This window comes from Rothia koreensis, assembly GCF_052232265.1.
Classification (GTDB): Bacteria; Actinomycetota; Actinomycetes; order Actinomycetales; family Micrococcaceae; genus Rothia; species Rothia koreensis.
Map to the genome: position 1 here is coordinate 1,294,899 of NZ_CP197643.1, position 20,102 is coordinate 1,315,000.

Sequence of the window (20,102 nt, forward strand, 5' to 3'; positions counted from 1 at the left end):
GTGATGCGAGGTGATCACCCCTCCCATCGCGCCGCCGTCGAGATCGAGCCCATGACGGCGTCGGTCGTGCGGAGGCGGTCGCCGGCCCGAGTCGCGTGGTGCGGACTGTTCGCCGCCTGTGCCGCGGCGGCCGTTCTGGCGTCTCTGCGCTTCGGTTCCAACGGGCTGGCAGGTTCCGACGTCGTCGAGGTCTTCCGCGGCGCGGGCTCGGCAACGGCTCGAACCATCGTGATGGAACAACGGATACCCCGCACCCTTCTGGGCCTGCTCTGCGGTGCGGCGCTCGGAGTCGCCGGATCCCTCATGCAGTCGCTGACGCGCAACCCTCTGGCGGAACCAGGGCTGATGGGCGTCAACGCGGGTGCCTCCGTCGCCGTCGTGCTCTCCGTGGTGCTCTTCGGCCCGCAGAACATCCACGTCTACATGTTGGCGGCGCTCGGAGGAGCGGCCGTGGCCGGCGCCGGGGTCTTCGTCCTGGGTCGTGGGGAAACGGGGTCAATCGTCCGGCTGGCGCTCGCGGGTGTCGCTCTCTCCGCGGCCCTGGCCGCGGCCAACCAGGCGTTGGTCCTGTCCAACCGGGACGCCTTCGATGAGTTCCGGCTCTGGGTTGCCGGCTCCCTCGAAGGGCGGGATGTCACGGTCGTGGAGTCGATCGGCCCCATGGTCGCGGTGGGTTTGGTCTTGGCCGTGGCCGTTGCCCCTTCGATCAATGCGTTGGCTCTCGGGGAGGAGTCCGGTGTCGCCCTCGGCGTGCGGCTCGCCAGGACTCAGACGATCACTCTTGTCTCCGTGGCTCTGCTGACGGGTGCGGCCACCGCGGCGATGGGGCCGGTGGCCTTTGTGGGACTTGCCGTCCCGTTCGTGGTCCGCCGGGCGGTGGGAAATGACGTCCGCTGGGTCAATGCTGGGTCCCTGCTCCTGGGCCCCGCGTGGTTGCTGGCCGCTGATGTTCTGGCCCGAGTCGTCATCGCCCCTGAGGAAACGCAGGTGGGAATCATCGCGACCCTGGCCGGGGGGCCGCTGTTCATGGCGATGATGTCCGGTCGGCAGGTGAGGTCGCTGTGAGAGCCGCAAGGAACCGCTCTGGCGGCGGCAGAGGGCTGTTCCGCAAGGACATGTCGGGCCGATTCGTTGTCTCGATCAGGCGGGTCATCCACGCGGACTTCCCGGTCCGCCAGCTGGTCGTGCACCTTGTTCTGGCTCTGCTTCTGGCGGCGGTCGCGGGCTGGGCCATGACACAGGGCGAACGAAACCTTGGCCCCTCCGGCGTCTACGAGGCGCTCATGGGCAGGGGAGACCGTCTCGACGTCTACTTCGTGAACCAAGTCCGGCTGCCCCGGGTGGCCGCGGCGATCGCGGTGGGTGCCGCGCTGGGTCTTTCCGGTGCGACGTTCCAGATTCTGTCCGGGAACCCCCTGGGCAGCCCCGATGTCATCGGCTTCACTCATGGCGCGGCCACGGGGGCGTTGCTGCAGATTCTCGTATTCGACGCCGGCCCGTTCGGCGTCGCGGCAGGAGCGATCCTCGGCGGATTCGGCACGGGCCTCATCATCTACCTGTTGACCCGGCACACCGGTCTGCGAGGATACCGCCTCGTTCTGATCGGAATAGGCACCGGTGCGACCTTGGGGGCAATCAACTCACTCCTGGTGGTTCGGGCGTCGTTGACGCAGGCGCAGACGGCGGCCTCCTGGCTCGCCGGGTCCCTGAACACCATGAATTGGAGCAAGACGCTCTTGATCGCGGCCGGGCTCCTGATCCTGTCGCCGGTCCTGATGAAGGCTTCCGGTCCGCTGGCGATGCTCCGGTTCGGGGACCAGCTCGCCGTCGGAAGGGGAGTGCGAGTCAACGCGTGGCGAGTCACGGGCATGTTCGTGGGAGTTCTCCTGGTCGGTCTGGCCACGGCGATAACCGGTCCGCTGGCGTTTGTGGCCCTGGCAGCCCCGCACATCGGCAGGAGCCTCACCGCGTCGCGTGGCGCGGGACTCACGACCGCGGCACTGATGGGCGCGGTCATCGTTCTTTGCTCGGATGTCGCGGGCCAGCACCTTCTGCCCGTTTCGCTCAATGCGGGCGTGGTAACCGGCGCTCTGGGCGGGCTGTATCTGGTGTATCTGATCATCGTGGAACGGAGACGAGCGTGAGCAGCATGAACGCACGGGCGAGCAGATTGCGCGCAGAGGGGATGACCGTGGGCTACGGCCACGACGCCGTGCTCTCGAAACTCGACTTCCAGGTTCCCGACGGCGAGCTGACGGTGATCCTGGGGCCGAACGCTTGTGGGAAGTCGACCCTGCTCAAATCGTTGTCACGGGTGCTGACCCCATCGGCGGGGAAGATCTTCCTGGACGACGTCGCCATGGAAAAGAGCCGCACCAAGGACATCGCCCGGGTTCTGGCCATGTTGCCGCAGATTCCGGAGGCTCCCTCGGGGGTGAGCGTCGCCGACGTCGTCGCTCGCGGGCGCTACCCGCATCAGTCTCTATTGCGCGCGTGGACCGACGACGACGAACGCGCGTGTGTCGACGCGATGACCGCGGCGAATGTACTACCGCTCAGGGAACGGTCGATGGAGGAGCTCTCCGGCGGCCAACGCCAGAGGGTCTGGATCGCGATGACTCTGGCTCAGGACACGCCCCTGATCCTCCTCGACGAACCCACCACGTATCTGGACATCACTCATCAGATCGAGGTGCTCAATCTGACTCGCCGGCTCCACGGGGCCGGCCGCACGATCGTCATGGTTCTCCACGACCTCAACCTCGCGTTCAGATATGCCACGCGGGTCGTGATGATGCGGGACGGGCGGATCATCTCCCATGGCAGCCCCCACGAGATCGTGGACGCTGACCTGATCGCCCGGGTGTTCGACCTCGAGGCCTTGGTGGTGGCCGATCCGGTGACTGGTGCACCCATGGTCGTCCCCGCGGAAAGTACTTTGTAACCGATATTAAGGTTACCTTAAATGCGAGAGTAGGCTACCTTAAGCATGTACCAAGGGTCGGCGTTATCACGGTCTGGTTCGACCGCGCGAGTGCGGGTCGCGACCGGACACCGTTACGGCCTCTGGGCACCATTCGCATTCAGAAAACTATGAGGATCACTATGTTTTCCTACAACAACTTCCGCCCTCGGGGCTTCAAGGTATGGGCGACTGTCTCCGCGGCAACGGCCCTGACTTTCGCAGGAACGTTGACCGCGGCTCAGGCCGACGGGGCAATGTCTCCGGCGGCTCCGGCTCACGGTTCTGCTTCGGCAACGTGCGAATACCGCAGTTTTGACGTCCGTGCCGAGCAGACCCAAGGTCTGCCAGGGCAGTACCAGCTGGCGTATTCGAAAAAGAACGACGCGCTCTGGGCAACCGGTACCGTCCTTGGCGGAGCAAGCACCACGGCCACTCTCGCCAAGATTGATCCGCAGACCATGAAGGTCGAGAAGACCGTTGCTCTGGACACCGTGCCCTACGTTCCGAAGCACGCGACCGAGCCCGCCGGCGTCCAACTCAAGGGAGCCTTCGGGATCGATGTTGACGATGTGAACAACACCGTATGGGTGACCAATACCGTCGCGAATGAGGTCACGGTATACGACCAGGCCACCCTGAAGGAGGTCTTCTCCACCTCCAAGCTCTCGCAGGACGAGCGTGCGAAGATCGACTTCGCCCATCCGCGCGAAGTTCGTGTTGCCGACGGCAAGGCATTCGTGGGCGTTCGTGGTTCCGTGCTGGTCTTCGACACGAAGACTTACGCATTCCTGCAGAAGATCACCGTGGCCGATGTTGAGGACAAGACCACCGCCGTGATGAATATGTGGGTGGACGAGTCGGAAGGGAGGGCCTACTTCCCGGTGCGTATGAGGGATGAGGTCAAGATCTATGACCTGAAAGATCTCTCGCAGCCGCTTCAGGTGGTCAAGCTCCACAAGCAGGACCCGGGGGCCAATCTCTACGCATCCGACGTCGTGGTGGATCACTCCCTCAATGAAATATACGTTTCGTCCCAGGGCGACAAGGGGAAGAACTCCGGTGTGGGCGTCTATGACAAGACCACCGGCGAGTTCAAGGCGTGGATCGATCTTGGTGGAAGGGCACTGTCTCTGGATGCGGATGAGGACAACGACGTCGTGTACCTCACCGATTTCGATGGCAAGTCTCCGGACAAGGGCGTCTACGTGATCGACGGCCGTACCCACACGGTTGCGGCCTCCGTCGCCAAGAATTCCTCGGATGCTCCCTTCGGCGTCAACGATGTTGTTGTGACACCCAAGGGCGTGTTCGCCGTGGACAAGGGCGGGGCATACAAGAACGCGGAGGTTCCCTTCACGATCGATTACCGCACCGGAAAATTCACCACCGCGTCGACGTCCGTCAAGGGCGTGCAGAACAAAGCCCCTGAGGGTGCACCCGCCGACTGGCAGCCCGCCGAGCCGACCCCGATCAACGCTGACACTCTCGTCAAATTGACCGCGTCGCCGACTGGAACCGTCAAGGGCCAGACGAAGCCTGTGACGGGCTCCGAAGCGAACGTCAAGACGGTCGAGTCGAGGCAGGACGCAGAGGCCAAGGTCACGGGCGCCACCGTGGTCTCCGAGGGTCAGGCCATCAAGGTGTCGGGGACGGGGTGGAAATACCCGAAGGGGGCTGAAGGGTCCACGATCGCCGTCAAGTACGACCGCGGCAAGGTCTCCATCAACGGCGATGCAGTGATTGGCACCGTCGAGGCAGACGCCGAAGGCAATTGGTCTATCGAGCTGCCTTACCCGACCGCCGACAACTCCACCGTCAAGGACGCTTCCTGGGGCCCGGGAACCTCGCACACGCTCTCCTTCCTCTCGGGCTCCATCAAGGAGGGTGATACGTCCCGTGGCGCGAACCTCGATATCACCATCGCCCAGCCGACCTGTGGCGCACCGGAAACGATGCACGTGACCCCAACGAACAGGGACTTCCAGGGATACGGAACACTGGTCGATTCGAAGGTCGGTGAAATGGCTGCTCCTGCCGACCCGGTGAAGCCGGAGCCGACTTCGAACCCGAGCCCGAGTGAGCCGGTCAAGCAGGAGCCGATGCCGGCTCCGAGCCCGAGTGAGCCGGTCAAGCAGGAGCCGATGCCGGCTCCGGCGTCCTCGACCGACGGAGATTCGAAGGGTTCTGGCGCAGGAAACACCGAGCAGGACCCCGGGAAGAGGGCTTCCGAGGCCGGTGGCCAGGCCCAGGGCCAGCCGGGCGCTGGGCAGCAGGGCGCCGGGCAGCAGGGTCCCCAGGCCGGTGGCCAGGGGCAGACCCAGGGTCAGCAGGGCTCCACCACGAAGTCCACCGGGGCGGCCCCCGGTGAGACCGGAGATGGTGCCAGCACGAAGGAAGGCGGATCGTCCGCCGCCACGGGAGATCCTGCAAGCGCCGGCGATGACGGCCAGAAGGCTTCGGAGAACAACGCTCCCGAGAATTCTGGCGATCACGGTAACGCCGGTGCCGCCGCAAGCGGCAACACCATGAACAACAACGGCGGGGCGTCGGGCACCTCCGGCTCCCAGAGCCAGAGCGGGACGAACGGGTCGGGAACGGCTTCCCAAACCTCGACCCCTTCGAACAACTCCGCGCCTGCCGCGCAGTCCAGCCTGGCCCACACCGGTGCCGGGAAGCTGATGTGGGTTGCCGGATTGGGTGCCGCGGCACTGGCCACCGGTGTTGCGGTGGTGGCGCTCCGACGCAAGAAGGCCCACTGATCGGGTGACGCGCTGAGCGCACCCGACGCATCCCTCTGGGCGTCCTGAGAATCGGGGCCGAGGCGGTTCGTGCTGTTCCGCCTCGGCCCCGGTCATCGTTTCGAATGAGGCAGGGGTGACGAACGTCAAGTCCTTCCCGGCGTCTCGGCTCGTCTGGCCCTGTCCGGGTGGAGTTCGCTTGTGATAGCCTTGAATACTTGTGTGGGCCCACTCGGCCTACGCTCAACCACGGGTTTTTCGTGCCAGTGCATAATGCCGCTGTCAACGGGCGCATTCGCCCGCCATCGAAGCGGGACCAGATGTTCCTGGCATGGACGGCCCCAGGCGCAACCGCCAACTTCCGTTCCTCGAGATACGGCAGACCGGTGCGTCAACCATCCCGAACACAGTGTTCCGCAAGGCCCACGTCGCGTCAGTCGGGCAACCGGCGGCGTCGTGAGAACCAGCGAGACGACAGGAGTACTCAGTGATTCAGCAAGAGTCACGGCTCAAGGTCGCCGACAACACGGGAGCCAAGGAAATCCTTGCTATCCGTATTCTCGGTGGATCAGGCCGTCGCTATGCAGGTATTGGTGACATCATCGTCGCCACCGTCAAGGACGCAATTCCTGGCGGAAACGTCAAGAAGGGTGACGTCGTCAAGGCAGTCATCGTTCGTACCAAGAAGGAGACCCGTCGTTCAGACGGTTCCTACATCAAGTTCGATGAGAACTCGGCGGTGATCCTCAAGAACACCGACGGCGACCCCCGCGGTACCCGTATCTTCGGGCCGATCGGGCGCGAGCTGCGCGAGAAGCGGTTCATGAAGATCATTTCGCTTGCTCCGGAGGTGCTCTAACTTATGGCCAAGATCAAGAGCGGTGACCTCGTGCAGGTCATTTCTGGTTCCGAGAAGGGCAAGCAGGGCAAGGTCCTGAAGGTGTTCCCCGCAACCAACCGCGTGCTCGTCGAGGGCGTCAAGGTTGTCACCAAGCACACCAAGGCCAACCCCAACACCGGTGAAGGTGGCGGCATTCAGAAGGTCGAGGCCGCGATCCACGTTTCGAACGTCGCGATCGTCGACCCCGAGACCAAGAAGCCCAGCCGCGTTGGCTACCGCGAAGAGACCGTAGAGCGTGACGGACGCAATCGCACCGTTCGCGTGCGCGTGTCCAAGAGCTCGGGTAAGGACCTCTAATGACCGAAACCAAGATCACCCCAAGCCTCAAGACCAAGTTCAAGGACGAGGTTGTCCCCGCACTGCAGGAGCAGTTCAACTACGGCAACCCCATGCAGTCGCCGAAACTCGTCAAGGTCGTCGTCAACATGGGTGTCGGAGAAGCAGCACGCGACTCCAAGCTCATCGATTCGGCCGTCCAGGACCTGACCCTGATTACGGGTCAGAAGCCGCAGGTGACCCGCGCCAAGAAGTCGATCGCCCAGTTCAAGCTGCGCGAAGGCCAGCCCATCGGCTGCCACGCGACTCTTCGCGGCGACCGTATGTGGGAGTTCCTCGACCGTCTGATCTCCCTGGCCCTCCCGCGAATCCGCGACTTCCGCGGCCTCTCGGACCGCCAGTTCGACGGCAACGGCAACTACACCTTCGGTCTGACCGAGCAGTCCATGTTCCACGAAATCGATCAGGATTCGATCGATCGCGTGCGCGGTATGGACATCACCGTGGTCACCACCGCCAAGACAGACGACGAGGGTCGCGCGCTGCTCCGCCAGCTCGGCTTCCCGTTCAAGACCAACTAACTGCTACGTTTCAGGTCCGCCTCCGGAACTCCGGAGAGCGGAAACCGTAACGGGGAAGGGCAAGTGCCCACATGACCATGACAGATCCTGTCGCAGACATGCTGACGCGTCTGCGCAACGCAAACTCGGCACACCACGATTCCGTGTCCATGCCGTACTCCAAGCTCAAGGCCCGGATCGCTGACATCCTCAAGGCCGAGGGCTACATCAAGGACTGGCACGAGGAAGAGGCCCGGGTCGGCAAGACCCTGGCCCTCGAACTCAAGTTCGGTCCCAGCCGCGAGTCCTCCATCGTCGGAGTTCGTCGCATTTCCAAGCCGGGCCTGCGCGTCTACGCAAAGTCCACCAACCTGCCCCAGGTTTTCGGTGGACTCGGCATCGCCATCCTGTCCACCTCTTCGGGGCTGCTGACCAACAAGCAGGCCTCCAAGAAGGGCGTGGGCGGCGAAGTCCTGGCGTACGTCTGGTAGTCGGTCACAAGAGAAAGGAAGAGAATAATGTCACGTATTGGACGTCTCCCCATCTCGGTGCCGGCTGGTGTTGAGGTCAAGATCGACGGCTCCCTCGTGAGCGTCAAGGGTCCCAAGGGAGAACTCTCCCAGGAGATCGCCTCGCCGATCACCGTCTCCCTCGATGGAGACACCCTCACTGTCAACCGTCCCGACGACGAGCGCGAATCCCGTTCGCTGCACGGCCTGAGCCGGACGCTGATCAACAACATGATCGTCGGCGTCTCCGAGGGCTACACCAAGAAGCTCGAGATCGTCGGCACCGGTTACCGCGTGCTGGCCAAAGGCACCGACCTGGAATTCGCTCTGGGCTACAGCCACCCCGTCTTCGTGAAGGCTCCGGAAGGAATCACCTTCACCGTGGAGGGCAACAACAAGCTCACCGTTTCCGGTATCCACAAGCAGCAGGTCGGCCAGGTGGCCTCCAACATCCGTAGCCTCCGCGCGCCCGACCCCTACAAGGGCAAGGGTGTTCGCTACGAGGGCGAGCAGATCCGCCGCAAGGTCGGAAAGGCTGGTAAGTAAACATGGCTAACAAGACGAAGTTCGCCGCTCGCAAGCGTCGCCACGTGCGCGTTCGCAAGCACGTCTCGGGCAGCGCCGCGCGTCCCCGTCTCTCGGTGTTCCGGTCGACCAAGCACATGTTCGTGCAGGTCATCGACGATACCCAGGGCAACACGCTGGCTTCGGCCTCCACTCTGGAAGCCGAACTGCGCTCCGCAACCGATATGGACAAGACCGCAAAGGCCAAGCGCGTGGGCGAACTGATCGCCGAGCGTGCCAAGGCAGCCGGTATCGAGTCCGTCGTATTCGATCGTGGCGGCAACAAGTACCACGGCCGTGTGGCCGCTGTTGCTGAAGGCGCCCGGGAAGGTGGGCTGGCACTGTGAGCGAGCAGACCGCAAACGAAAAGGAAAATCAGGTGGCAGAGAACAACGCTGCAACCGAGAACTCCGAGAATGACAACTCCTCGAAGCGCGACGACCGTCGCGGCGGCAACCGCGGTGAGCGCGGCGGCCGTGGTCGCAATGACCGCAATGATCGGGGTGGCCGCGGTGGACGCGGTGGCCGCGATGAGGAGAAGGACAAGTACATCGAGCGCGTGGTGACCATCAACCGCGTGTCGAAGGTCGTCAAGGGCGGCCGTCGCTTCAGCTTCACCGCTCTCGTCGTCGTCGGCGACGGCAGCGGCCTGGTGGGCGTCGGCTACGGCAAGGCCAAGGAAGTTCCCTCGGCCATCGCCAAGGGCGTCGAGGAAGCGAAGAAGAACTTCTTCCGCGTTCCCCGCGTCGAGGACCGCACCATCCCGCACCGCGTGCAGGGTGAGGCGGCGGCCGGCGTCGTCATGCTCCGTCCCGCAACCGCTGGTACCGGTGTTATCGCCGGTGGTCCGGTGCGTGCGGTACTCGAGTGCGCCGGCATCCACGATGTGCTGTCCAAGTCCCTCGGTTCCGCGAACCAGATCAACATCGTGCACGCGGCCATCGAGGCCCTGCGTCAGCTGGAAGAACCCGCTGCTGTTGCGGCCCGCCGTGGCCTGCCCAACGACGAGGTCATCCCCAGCTACCTTCGGCGCGATGAGAAGGCAGGTGCGTAATGTCCGGTAAGCGTATTCAGCCCAGCGATTCCCAGCTGGAGATCACGCAGATGAAGTCCTATGTCGGCCAGAAGCAGAACATGCGCGATACTCTGCGCTCACTGGGGCTCAAGCGTCCGGGCAACAAGGTTGTCCGCACCGCCGACCCGGTGACCTGCGGTATGGTCAACACCGTCGCTCACCTCGTGAAGGTTGAGGAGGTCAAGTAAACATGGCAGATACCAACGAAGAGCGCCAGGCCATCAAGCTCCATGATCTGCGTCCGGCCCAGGGATCGCACAAGGCCAAGACCCGTGTGGGTCGCGGTGAAGCATCCAAGGGCAAGACCGCTGGTCGTGGTACCAAGGGCACCAAGGCTCGTTACCAGGTCCCGGCAGGTTTCGAGGGCGGGCAGCTTCCGCTGCACATGCGCCTTCCGAAGCTGCGCGGCTTCAAGAACCCGTTCCGTGTCGAGTACCAGGTCGTGAACCTGGCTCGCATCGCGGAGCTCTACCCCGAGGGCGGCGACATCACCGTCGAGTCCCTCGTGGAGAAGGGCGCGGTTCGCAAGAACCAGCCCGTCAAGGTTCTGGGCGAGGGCGAACTGACCGTCAAGGTCAACGTCACCGCCGACAAGTTCTCCGCTTCCGCTGCGGAGAAGATCCAGGCCGCCGGTGGCACCGCCACCGCGACAGGCAAGTAGAACTGCGATCGAGCTGATGCTCGAAGCCAGTATGTAGAGGCGAGGTCCCTCCCCGGACGCCCCGGGGAGGGGCCTCGCCTTGTCTGCACCCGAACGTGGTTCAACGGGGTGACAGACGCAATCGACCCCCTGCGACGCATTGCCGTTAGACTTACGGGGGACATAGGGGACTGATGTCTGCTCCACCTGGAGCATCGACACCAGTCCCAATGAACGAATTCTTACAGGAGGCCAAGTGCTCGGCGCTTTCGGACGGGCGTTCAAAACCCCCGACCTACGACGCAAGCTGCTGTTCACGCTCGCGGTCATTGTGATTTACCGCGCCGGTACTTTCGTGCCAGCGCCGGGCGTTGACTACGGGAACGTGCAACAGTGCATCGCCATGGGAGGCACCACCGGCGGCATCTACGACATGGTGAATCTCTTCAGCGGTGGCGCACTCCTCCAGCTGTCGATCTTCGCCCTGGGTGTGATGCCCTACATCACGGCGTCGATCATCGTGCAGCTCCTGCGCGTGGTCATCCCCAGATTCCAGGAGCTCCACGAAGAGGGCGGCCAAGGGCAGCAGAAACTGACCCAGTACACGCGCTATCTGACCATGGGGCTCGCTCTGCTCAACGCGACGACGATCATCTCCTTGGCTCGCTCCGGCGCGCTGCTGGGGAACTGCCCTCTGCCGGTCATTCCCGACGACTCGATCATCATGATCCTCGTGATCATCGTGACCCTGACCGCCGGAACGGGCCTCATCATGTGGCTCGGTGAGCAGATCACCGAGAAGGGCGTCGGCAACGGCATGTCCTTGCTGATTTTCACCTCGATCGCAGCATCCTTCCCGTCGGCCCTCGGACAGATCTTCAAGACCCAGGGCTGGGGAGTCTTCGCCGCCATCCTCGGAATCGGCTTGCTGGTGATCATTGCCGTCGTCTACGTGGAGCAGTCCCAGCGCCGAATCCCGGTGCAGTACGCGAAGCGCATGGTCGGCCGCAGGACGATCGGCGGTACGACCACGTACATTCCGCTCAAGGTCAACATGGCCGGCGTGATCCCCGTGATCTTCTCATCGTCGCTGCTCATGTTGCCTGGGCTCGTCGGCCAGTTCGCGACCCCCAAGGACGGTACGCCGCCACCCGAATGGGTCAACTGGATCAACTCGAACCTCGTCAAGGGCGACCATCCGCTCTACATGATCCTGTACTTCCTGCTGATCGTCGGATTCGCGTACTTCTACGTGTCCATCACGTTCAACCCGCAGGAAGTCTCGGACAACATGAAGAAGTACGGCGGCTTCATTCCCGGCATCCGTGCGGGCAGGCCGACCGAACGGTACCTTGGTTATGTTCTGAATCGCATCACGCTTCCGGGCTCCCTGTACCTCGGGATCGTTGCGCTCATCCCGCTGATCGCATTGGTGATGTTCAACGCGAACCAGAACTTCCCGTTCGGCGGCACTTCGTTGCTGATCGTGGTCGGCGTCGGTCTGGACACCATCAAGCAGATCGATGCCCAGTTGCAACAACGACACTATGAAGGACTTCTGCGATGAATCGTCTGCTCATCGTCGGGCCGCCAGGCGCCGGCAAGGGAACCCAGGCCGCCAGGATCTCGGAGGAGTTGTCCGTCCCGGCCATCTCCACCGGGGACATCTTCCGGGCCAATATCAAGGAAGAGACTGCCCTGGGCCGCGAGGCCAAGCAGTACATGGACGCCGGCAACCTGGTTCCGGACTCGGTCACCAACCGTATGGTGCGTGACCGTCTCGGTCAGGAGGACGCCCAACAGGGTTTCCTGCTGGACGGATACCCCCGAAACACCGCGCAGGTCGAGGAGCTCGATTCGATCCTCGAGGACCTCGGCCAGAAGATCGACGGGGTGCTCCTCCTGACGGCCGACACCGAGGAGCTCGTCCAGCGTCTGCTCGGACGTGCGGAACAGCAGGGTCGCAGCGACGACACGGAAGAAGTCATCCGGCACCGCCTGGACGTCTACGCCGAGGAAACGGAACCCATTGTGGGACTGTACGAAGCCCGGGGCATCGTGACCCGGGTGGACGGCCTCGGAAGCATCGATGACGTGACCGACCGACTGCTGGCCGCAGTCCGGTAGTTTCGACTGCGCGCTCACGAAGTGCCGGCTGCGGGCCCCTGACCCTCCTGGTCAGGGGCCCGCACGTCTTTCTGGCCGTCCGTTGCGCTGTCGAGCTCAACCTGGCGGTCACAGCCAAACCATCCCTACTCCCGGAAAGCCGCACCCATGTTCGGTCGACGAAAAATCCAGTACAAGACCAACCAAGAATTGCGCGCGATGGTGCGCGCCGGCGTCGTCACCTCCCAGGCCCTCGACGCCGCCGTGGAGGCCACGGCCCCCGGCGTCACGACCGCTGAACTGGATCGCACCTTCCGCGACGTTCTGGACCGGAACGGCGCGACCTCCAATTTTCTGGGGTACTACGGCTTCCCGGCGACCATCTGCGCCTCGCCGAACGACGTCGTGGTGCACGGCATCCCCAACGATCGGCCGCTCGAGGACGGTGACATTGTCTCCATCGACGGGGGAGCGATCGTCGATGGATGGCACGGTGACTCCGCGCGTACGGTCCTCGTCGGCGAGACAAGCCGCCAGGACGCAGAGCTGTCCGAGATGACGCGGGCAGCCATGTGGCGGGGAATCGCGGCCGCGGCCACAGCCCAGCGCGTCGGAGAGATCGGAGCGGCCATCGAGTCCTTCGTTCGCAAGGAAGCCGGTGGAACCTACGGAATCGTCGAAGAGTACGTGGGCCACGGCATCGGAACCGAAATGCACATGGCGCCGGACGTTCCCAATTACCGGACTCGTGATTCAGGTCCCAGGATCAAGCCTGGAATGGCTCTGGCCATCGAACCTATGCTTGTGACAGGATCGACGCAGACCGAGGTCCTCGACGACGACTGGACGGTCAAAACCGTTGACGGCTCGCATGCCAGCCAATGGGAACACTCGGTCGCCTTCCACAGGGACGGCATCTGGGTCCTCACCGCAGAAGACGGCGGCGCGAATGAGCTGGCCGCGCTGGGGGTCACCGTGGCCCCGATTCCCGACTGATCATCGCATCACACACCGCACACAGGAAAAGGGGCACCTTCGTGTCATCCGAGACTTCTACCCCGGTAGAGATCACCGCCAAACCCGAACCGGGAAAGATCCTGCTCAAGGCACCCCGTCGGAGCAAGCCGCCGCGCCATATCGCCGACATGGATCTCGCCGGGCGCAAGGAGTTCCTCAAGGAACTGGGCCACCAGCCGTTCCGTGCCTCCCAGCTCTCCAAACACTACTTCGAGCGTCTGGTGGACGATCCTCAGGAAATGACGGATCTCCCGGCGAGCTCGCGGGAGCAGATTGTCGCGGATGCGATGCCCAACCTGCTCACGACCGTCAACACTCTCGAGGCCGACGGCGGGGACACCCTCAAGATGGTGCACCGCCTCTTCGACGGCGCCCTGGTCGAGTCCGTGATCATGCGCTATTCGAACAGGGTGACGATGTGCATCTCCTCCCAGGCGGGGTGCGGCATGAACTGTCCCTTCTGTGCGACCGGTCAGGCCGGCCTGACGCGCAACCTTTCGACCGCCGAAATCGTCGAGCAGGTGGTTGCGGGGGCTCGCATGGTCAAGAAGATGAGCGGACTGGACGGTGCCGAGGACGGTCCGGAGGAAACCAAACCGCTGCGCATCTCCAACATCGTGTTCATGGGCATGGGGGAGGCCCTGGCGAACTACAAGTCCTCTCTGGGCGCAGTGCATCGATTGATCGACCCGTCCCCCGAGGGAATGGGGATTTCGGCTCGGAACATCACAATGTCCACGGTTGGTCTCGTCCCCGGGATGTACAAGTTCACCCAGGAGAACATCCCCGTGACCCTCGCATTGTCCCTCCATGCTCCGGATGACGAGTTGCGTGACGAGCTCATTCCCATCAACAACCGGTGGAAGGTCGATGAGGCGCTGGACTCGGCCTATGACTACTACCGCAAGACCGGGCGTCGGGTCTCGATCGAGTACGCACTGATCAGAGACATCAACGATCAGGGCTGGAGAGCGGACCTGCTCGGAAAGAAACTCGCCCGGCGCGGCCGTGGGTGGGTCCACGTCAACCCGATCCCACTCAACCCGACGCCCGGATCCAAGTGGACGGCGTCGCGCCCCGGCGTCGAACAGAACTTCGTCGAGCGTCTTCGCGCCCACGGCATCCCGACCACCGTTCGTGACACCCGTGGTTCGGACATCGATGGTGCCTGCGGGCAGCTCGCTGCCGCGAGCTGACGGACTCGCCGTCTGGCGAGGAACGTCACAGCCCTTCGCGGGGTAGCTCGGAGTTAACATACCGCCAGGTATGGCGTACACTTGTGTGTTGGTTGTGTCTGCCGTGTGCGCGCACTGCGCGCCGAGGCGGCAGAAAGAATCATTCAATTGCTCCTCGCCCACTGCGTGGGGCACCGACGTTAGCGGAGGATATGGCCAAGAAAGACGGCGTAATCGAGATAGAGGGCTCTGTGCTGGAGGCTCTGCCCAACGCGATGTTCCGCGTTGAGCTGGACAACGGCCACAAGGTTCTCGCACACATCTCCGGAAAGATGCGTCAGCACTACATCAGGATCCTTCCCGAGGACCGTGTTGTTGTTGAACTCTCTCCGTACGATCTCTCGCGTGGTCGCATCGTCTACCGCTACAAGTAGATCTCATGCCCGCCTCGAGCGGAGTGTGAAGGGCACCGCCCCTCAAGGGTGGTGCCTGTCTGCGTGGACGGGATTCGACGACGCGTGGAATCCCGTAACAACTACAAGTTGCAACAACGCAAAGGAAAGCGATGAAGGTTCAGCCGAGCGTGAAGCCCATCTGCGATAGCTGCAAAGTGATCCGCCGCCACGGCGTGGTCATGGTTATCTGCAGTAACCCGCGCCACAAGCAGCGTCAGGGCTAATAGCTTTCGACGCAGCCGGTCACCGCCGGCACCCAGGAAAAGGCACCGCTCCCCATCAGTGGGATACCTCCGGATACAGAGGCCGGAGACCGGGGAAACCCGGGCAGTGATGCTGTAAACCTCTGGATCAACTACAAGGAGAACCGCCACTATGGCTCGTCTCGCAGGAGTGGATCTTCCCCGCGAAAAGCGCGTGGAAATTGCTCTCACGTACATTTACGGCGTGGGTAGGACCCGCGCACTCGAGGCCCTGACCAGCACCGGCGTCAGCCCGGATATCCGCGTCAAGGACCTCTCCGACGCCCAGCTCGTTCAGCTGCGTGACTACATCGAGGAAAACCTCAAGGTCGAGGGCGACCTCCGCCGCGAGGTAGCCGCCGACATTCGGCGCAAGGTCGAGATCGGCAGCTACCAGGGACTCCGCCACCGCCGCGGCCTTCCCGTGCACGGACAGCGCACCAAGACCAACGCGCGTACCCGCAAGGGTCCGAAGCGCACGGTTGCCGGCAAGAAGAAGTAATCACACTTTCGCGTAGGAGAAGTTTTTAATGCCCCCAAAGACTCGTGCTGCGGCCGCTCGTAAGCCTCGCCGCAAGGACAAGAAGAATATTGTTGCCGGTCAGGCGCACATCAAGTCCACGTTCAACAACACCATCGTTTCGATCACCGACCCCTCGGGTGCCGTGATTTCCTGGTCCTCGGCCGGTGAAATGGGCTTCAAGGGTTCGCGCAAGTCGACCCCGTACGCCGCCCAGATGGCTGCCGAGTCCGCTGCAAAGCGCGCTCAGGAGCACGGCGTCCGCAAGGTTGACGTGTTCGTGAAGGGTCCGGGCTCGGGCCGCGAAACCGCTATCCGTTCGCTCCAGGCCACTGGCCTCGAGGTCGGGTCCATCTCCGATGTGACCCCGAGCGCGCACAACGGTTGCCGCCCCCCGAAGCGTCGCCGCGTCTGATTCAGGCGCAGCCGTCCGCCAGGCTGGTGTATCCCGTGTTTGGGAAACGCAGGCCTGGGTCTCATGGCTCTCGTCATGAGGCATCCGGGTGCCGCAACCGCGGCCCCTTATCCCTTGTTTTCCCCAACCTGTGTTGCGTCATATAGCGGATGCTCGCTGAAAGGAAACATCAGTGCTCATTGCACAGCGCCCCACCCTGAGTGAAGAAGTTGTAGCGGACAACCGCTCGCGCTTCACGATCTCGCCCCTCGAACCCGGATTCGGCTACACGCTGGGCAACTCCCTGCGTCGCACGCTCCTGTCCTCGATCCCCGGTGCCGCCGTGACCAGCATCCGCATTGACGGCGTGCTGCACGAATTCTCGACGGTGGACGGTGTCAAGGAAGATGTCACCGAGATCATCCTGAACATCAAGCAGCTGTCGGTCTCCTCCGAGAACGACGAGCCGGTCATCGCCTACCTGCGCAAGCAGGGCCCGGGCGAGCTGACCGCTGCAGACATCGAGGTTCCGGCCGGCGTGGAGATCCACAACCCGGAGCTGCACCTCGCAACCCTGAACGCTCAGGGCAGCTTCAACGCGGAGCTCACGATCGAGCGCGGTCGTGGTTACGTTTCGGCATCGCAGAACAAGGCCGGAACCGGTGAGTCCGAGGTCGGCAGGATCCCCGTCGACTCGATCTACTCCCCGGTCCTCAAGGTCACCTTCCGTGTGGCCGCGACCCGTGTCGAGCAGCGCACCGACTTCGACAGCCTCGTGCTTGACGTCGAGACCAAGGAAGCCATCGCCCCGCGCGATGCCGTCGCCTCTGCAGGAAGCACCCTGGTCGAGCTGTTCGGTCTTGCTCGTGAACTGAACACCGAGGCCGAAGGCATCGAGGTCGGACCGTCCCCCGCGGACGAGTCCATGGCCGCCGACATGGCACTGCCCATCGAGGACCTCGACATGTCCGTGCGTTCGTACAACTGCTTGAAGCGTGAGGGCATCCACACCGTGGGTGAACTCGTGACGCGTTCCGAGGCAGATCTGATGGACATCCGGAATTTCGGTGCCAAGTCCATCGACGAGGTCAAGGACAAGCTGGCTGAGCTGGGGATGTCCCTGAAGGATTCGCCCGCGGGCTTCGACCTGGCGGCCCGCGCGGCCGAGGCCGAAGAAGTCGACGAGGAAGACTCCTTCTGACCCCTCGGGCGGTGACCAGCCGACCACAGCCAACATCAAATCTTTGGTCCCCGCGAGGTGAGTTCGCGGGAACCATGACCAATGGAGAGAAACTGATATGCCTACTCCCACCAAGGGGCCGCGCCTCGGCGGCAGCCCCACGCACCAGCGCCTGATTCTGGCGAACATGTCCCAGCAGCTCTTCGAGCACAAGCGCATCACCACCACGGTGACCAAGGCCAAGCGTCTTCGCCCCGTGGCCGAGCGTCTGATCACCTTCGCCAAGCGTGGGGATCTGGCCGCCCGCCGTCGTGTGATGCGTTCCCTGACCGACAAGTCGGTTGTGCACGAACTGTTCACGACCATTGCTCCGGCCATGGCGGATCGCCCCGGTGGCTACACCCGGATCACCAAGATCGGTGCTCGCCAGGGTGACAACGCTCCGATGGCCGTCATCGAGCTCGTCATGGAGCCCGTTGCGTCCAAGTCCGTTGTGGACGAAGCCACGCAGGCGGCCAACGCTGCCGCGACCGCAAACCAGTCCGGCGCCGCTGAGTCCGCTCAGGCTCCGGCTGAGACTGCGGCCGCAGAGCCCGTCGCCGAAGAGGCAGCCGCCCCGGCCGCCGATTCCGACCTCCCTGCAGGTGCCCACGCTCCGCTCGAGTCCGGAGAAGCCCCCGAAGGGTTCGAGGTCAAGGGCAACCGCGATTCCATGAAGTACCACGTTCCCGGTTCGCGCTGGTACACCAGCACCCGCGCCGAGATCTGGTTCGACAACGCTGAGTCCGCCGTGGCCGCCGGTTACGCGCCGGCAGGCGGCGCCGCAGCCCAGAAGGTCTCCGAGTAGGGACCGCTATCGCGTGCACTGCACGCGGCCCTCATGGCCCCGTCCACCCGTGGTGGACGGGGCCATTTCTTCGATGGTGTGAAACCCCAGCATGAAGGAAGAACGATGACCCCTACGGAGAACGACGGCGGGCCTCCCGAGATCCGAGCCGCCACTCGCCTCAACGAGGCTCCGGAGCCCGGCCGGAGTCTTGGAGCCGGGTCGCCCCTGGGCGCCGACGAGCGACCTGCGACGCAGCACGCCGCCGGCGACAATGGTCCATTGATCCGTCGTATTCGTATGGACCTTGCCTACGACGGTTCGGTCTTTTCGGGATGGGCCAAGCAGCCCTCGCTCGTGACGGTCGAGGGCTCCTTGGAAGAAGCGGCCCGCCTGGTCCTGCGTCATGATGTGAGATTCACGGTCGCGGGACGCACCGACGCCGGTGTGCATGCAGATCACCAGGTCGTGCATTTCGACGTGCCCGACTTCGTATGGGAGGGGCTGGCCGCGAGACGGGCCAAGAGCGGCGACGGCCAGTCCGATACGCCCGAGCAGGCCCTGGTGCGCAAGATGAACGGTGCCCTGGGTCGGGTCCTGTCCGCGGTCGCGGCTCCGCTGCGTCCGGGAGCGCGAGGAGCTGCGTCGGGCGCCGTCGTCGTTCGTTCGGCCAGAGCTGTGCCGTCGGATTTCGACGCCCGCTTTTCGGCGCTGTCGCGCTCATACACCTATCGGATCGCGGATGGCCTGGAGAGACAGAGCCCTCTGAACAGGACGACGTCGTATTGGTGCCGTCAGCCGCTGGAGATCGATGTGCTGAATGCGGCAGGGGAGCGCCTGCTCGGTCTCCACGATTTTCTGTCCTTCTGCAAGCCCCGTCCTGGAGCCACGACGATCCGGGACCTGCACTCGGTGCGGTTCGAGCGCAATGACCAAGGGCTCATCGAGGCGAGAATCAGCGCCGACGCCTTCTGCCACAACATGGTCCGGTCGATCGTGGGGTCTTGCGTTCTCGTGGCTCAGGGAGCGCGCGACTTCGACTGGCTCGATTCCAGGATCGAGACGCCCGCCCGCGATTCCAGCGTCCGCTTGGCGCCCCCGGAAGGCCTGGTCCTCGAATCCATCAGCTATCCGGCCGACCCGAACGAGTGGGGCCCGCGGGCCCGAATGACTCGTTCCCGGCGCCCGGAACGTTGAGCTACCGACCATGATGCGTGGTCTCCGTGCGACTGATGTGGGCGAAATCGCCATGGTGTGGCTCCTGGCTGTGGATTAAGCGCAGATACTCCGGTATAGTTACTAGCTGTTGTGCGTGTCCCACCTCGGTTCATGCGTTGTGTCTTGTCCGCCCAGTTGCAGGGCAGAGGGATGAGCCCAACGGCGAGACTTCGGGACGGAACGGATGTTGTCTGGCCCTCACCCAGACCCCTTCGAGCGCACCTGATCTGGCGTGACACCCAACTAGCGCCAATGAAGTAATTCCGACACGAAGGCAAAATAACGTGCGTACGTACACTCCGAAGCCCGGCGACATCGATCGCCAGTGGCATGTCATCGACGCCACCGACGTTGTCCTGGGTCGCCTTGCCAGCCAGACCGCAACACTGCTGCGCGGCAAGCACAAGCCGACCTTTGCTCCCAACATGGACACCGGTGACTTCGTCATCATCATCAATGCCGAGAAGGTTGCCCTGACGGGCGCCAAGCTCGAGAAGAAGCGCGCCTACCGCCACACCGGTTACCCGGGTGGCCTGCGTTCCGTCTCCTACACCGAGTTGCTGGAAAAGAACCCGGTCAAGGCCGTCGAGAAGGCCGTCAAGGGCATGCTTCCCAAGAACAAGCTCGCGGCCGAGCAAATCAAGAAGCTCAAGGTCTACGCCGGTGCCGAGCACCCGCACGCTGCCCAGCAGCCCAAGACCTACGAGTTCGAGCAGATCGCCCAGTAATCGGGCCTACGAA

25 protein-coding genes are annotated in these 20,102 nt (G+C 63.6%); all 25 read left to right on the forward strand.

What is annotated here, in order from left to right:
* Positions 1-3: 3 nt before the first annotated feature.
* The 25 genes from ACTSLZ_RS05685 (at position 4) to rplM (ending at position 20,089) form a co-directional block, all read left to right on the forward strand.
* Positions 4-1,065 (forward strand): FecCD family ABC transporter permease, encoded by a 1,062-nt coding sequence (locus ACTSLZ_RS05685; RefSeq protein ID WP_443095980.1) that lies wholly within the window; start codon positions 4-6, stop codon positions 1,063-1,065.
* 50 nt (positions 1,066-1,115) lie between these two features.
* Positions 1,116-2,144: a FecCD family ABC transporter permease gene (locus ACTSLZ_RS05690; protein ID WP_443095981.1), complete on the forward strand. Its 1,029-nt coding sequence runs from the start codon at positions 1,116-1,118 to the stop codon at positions 2,142-2,144.
* A gap of 5 nt (positions 2,145-2,149) precedes the next feature.
* Positions 2,150-2,944 (forward strand): ABC transporter ATP-binding protein, encoded by a 795-nt coding sequence (locus ACTSLZ_RS05695; RefSeq protein ID WP_443096100.1) that lies wholly within the window; start codon positions 2,150-2,152, stop codon positions 2,942-2,944.
* Between the two features lie 161 nt (positions 2,945-3,105).
* Positions 3,106-5,724, forward strand: a complete 2,619-nt coding sequence (locus ACTSLZ_RS05700) for a hypothetical protein (RefSeq protein ID WP_443095982.1) — start codon at positions 3,106-3,108, stop codon at positions 5,722-5,724.
* 466 nt (positions 5,725-6,190) lie between these two features.
* Positions 6,191-6,562, forward strand: coding sequence for a 50S ribosomal protein L14 (gene rplN / locus ACTSLZ_RS05705; RefSeq protein ID WP_129313909.1), 372 nt, complete (start codon positions 6,191-6,193; stop codon positions 6,560-6,562).
* A 3-nt stretch (positions 6,563-6,565) separates the two neighbouring features.
* Positions 6,566-6,901, forward strand: a complete 336-nt coding sequence (gene rplX, locus ACTSLZ_RS05710; protein ID WP_129313910.1) for a 50S ribosomal protein L24 — start codon at positions 6,566-6,568, stop codon at positions 6,899-6,901.
* Positions 6,901-7,461, forward strand: a complete 561-nt coding sequence (gene rplE, locus ACTSLZ_RS05715) for a 50S ribosomal protein L5 (protein WP_129313911.1) — start codon at positions 6,901-6,903, stop codon at positions 7,459-7,461. Before rplX ends, rplE begins: the two co-directional genes overlap by 1 nt.
* A gap of 71 nt (positions 7,462-7,532) precedes the next feature.
* Positions 7,533-7,931, forward strand: coding sequence for a 30S ribosomal protein S8 (rpsH, locus tag ACTSLZ_RS05720; protein WP_129313912.1), 399 nt, complete (start codon positions 7,533-7,535; stop codon positions 7,929-7,931).
* A gap of 27 nt (positions 7,932-7,958) precedes the next feature.
* Complete coding sequence (gene rplF, locus ACTSLZ_RS05725; protein ID WP_129313913.1) at positions 7,959-8,495, forward strand: 50S ribosomal protein L6; 537 nt, start codon at positions 7,959-7,961, stop codon at positions 8,493-8,495.
* Between the two features lie 2 nt (positions 8,496-8,497).
* Positions 8,498-8,860: a 50S ribosomal protein L18 gene (gene rplR / locus ACTSLZ_RS05730; protein WP_129313914.1), complete on the forward strand. Its 363-nt coding sequence runs from the start codon at positions 8,498-8,500 to the stop codon at positions 8,858-8,860.
* Positions 8,857-9,567 carry a 30S ribosomal protein S5 gene (rpsE, locus tag ACTSLZ_RS05735; protein WP_129313915.1) on the forward strand — a complete coding sequence of 237 codons (711 nt, stop codon included), beginning with the start codon at positions 8,857-8,859 and terminating at the stop codon, positions 9,565-9,567. The genes rplR and rpsE overlap by 4 nt, the downstream gene beginning before the upstream one ends.
* Positions 9,567-9,776 carry a 50S ribosomal protein L30 gene (gene rpmD, locus ACTSLZ_RS05740; protein ID WP_129313916.1) on the forward strand — a complete coding sequence of 70 codons (210 nt, stop codon included), beginning with the start codon at positions 9,567-9,569 and terminating at the stop codon, positions 9,774-9,776. Before rpsE ends, rpmD begins: the two co-directional genes overlap by 1 nt.
* Before the next feature lie 2 nt (positions 9,777-9,778).
* Positions 9,779-10,249 carry a 50S ribosomal protein L15 gene (gene rplO / locus ACTSLZ_RS05745; RefSeq protein ID WP_129313917.1) on the forward strand — a complete coding sequence of 157 codons (471 nt, stop codon included), beginning with the start codon at positions 9,779-9,781 and terminating at the stop codon, positions 10,247-10,249.
* Positions 10,250-10,484: 235 nt separating this feature from the next.
* Entirely contained in the window at positions 10,485-11,795 is a 1,311-nt protein-coding gene (secY, locus tag ACTSLZ_RS05750) for a preprotein translocase subunit SecY (protein WP_129313918.1), read from the forward strand.
* Entirely contained in the window at positions 11,792-12,355 is a 564-nt protein-coding gene (locus ACTSLZ_RS05755) for an adenylate kinase (protein ID WP_178979538.1), read from the forward strand. Before secY ends, ACTSLZ_RS05755 begins: the two co-directional genes overlap by 4 nt.
* Before the next feature lie 147 nt (positions 12,356-12,502).
* On the forward strand, positions 12,503-13,330 hold the full coding sequence (gene map / locus ACTSLZ_RS05760; RefSeq protein ID WP_129313920.1) for a type I methionyl aminopeptidase: 828 nt from the start codon (positions 12,503-12,505) through the stop codon (positions 13,328-13,330).
* A 41-nt stretch (positions 13,331-13,371) separates the two neighbouring features.
* Positions 13,372-14,547 carry a 23S rRNA (adenine(2503)-C(2))-methyltransferase RlmN gene (gene rlmN / locus ACTSLZ_RS05765; protein ID WP_443095983.1) on the forward strand — a complete coding sequence of 392 codons (1,176 nt, stop codon included), beginning with the start codon at positions 13,372-13,374 and terminating at the stop codon, positions 14,545-14,547.
* A 191-nt stretch (positions 14,548-14,738) separates the two neighbouring features.
* Positions 14,739-14,960, forward strand: coding sequence for a translation initiation factor IF-1 (gene infA, locus ACTSLZ_RS05770; RefSeq protein ID WP_129313922.1), 222 nt, complete (start codon positions 14,739-14,741; stop codon positions 14,958-14,960).
* A 131-nt stretch (positions 14,961-15,091) separates the two neighbouring features.
* Entirely contained in the window at positions 15,092-15,205 is a 114-nt protein-coding gene (gene rpmJ, locus ACTSLZ_RS05775) for a 50S ribosomal protein L36 (protein WP_030014999.1), read from the forward strand.
* Between the two features lie 151 nt (positions 15,206-15,356).
* Positions 15,357-15,725 (forward strand): 30S ribosomal protein S13, encoded by a 369-nt coding sequence (rpsM, locus tag ACTSLZ_RS05780; RefSeq protein WP_129313923.1) that lies wholly within the window; start codon positions 15,357-15,359, stop codon positions 15,723-15,725.
* Positions 15,726-15,753: 28 nt separating this feature from the next.
* Positions 15,754-16,158: a 30S ribosomal protein S11 gene (rpsK, locus tag ACTSLZ_RS05785; RefSeq protein WP_129313924.1), complete on the forward strand. Its 405-nt coding sequence runs from the start codon at positions 15,754-15,756 to the stop codon at positions 16,156-16,158.
* A 172-nt stretch (positions 16,159-16,330) separates the two neighbouring features.
* A complete protein-coding gene (locus ACTSLZ_RS05790) occupies positions 16,331-17,338 on the forward strand; it encodes a DNA-directed RNA polymerase subunit alpha (protein WP_129313925.1) in 1,008 nt (335 codons plus the stop codon).
* A 97-nt stretch (positions 17,339-17,435) separates the two neighbouring features.
* A complete protein-coding gene (gene rplQ / locus ACTSLZ_RS05795; protein ID WP_443095984.1) occupies positions 17,436-18,164 on the forward strand; it encodes a 50S ribosomal protein L17, sunset domain variant in 729 nt (242 codons plus the stop codon).
* A gap of 105 nt (positions 18,165-18,269) precedes the next feature.
* On the forward strand, positions 18,270-19,340 hold the full coding sequence (locus ACTSLZ_RS05800) for a tRNA pseudouridine synthase A (protein WP_443095985.1): 1,071 nt from the start codon (positions 18,270-18,272) through the stop codon (positions 19,338-19,340).
* A gap of 305 nt (positions 19,341-19,645) precedes the next feature.
* Complete coding sequence (rplM, locus tag ACTSLZ_RS05805; protein ID WP_129313927.1) at positions 19,646-20,089, forward strand: 50S ribosomal protein L13; 444 nt, start codon at positions 19,646-19,648, stop codon at positions 20,087-20,089.
* The last annotated feature ends 13 nt before the right edge of the window (positions 20,090-20,102 follow it).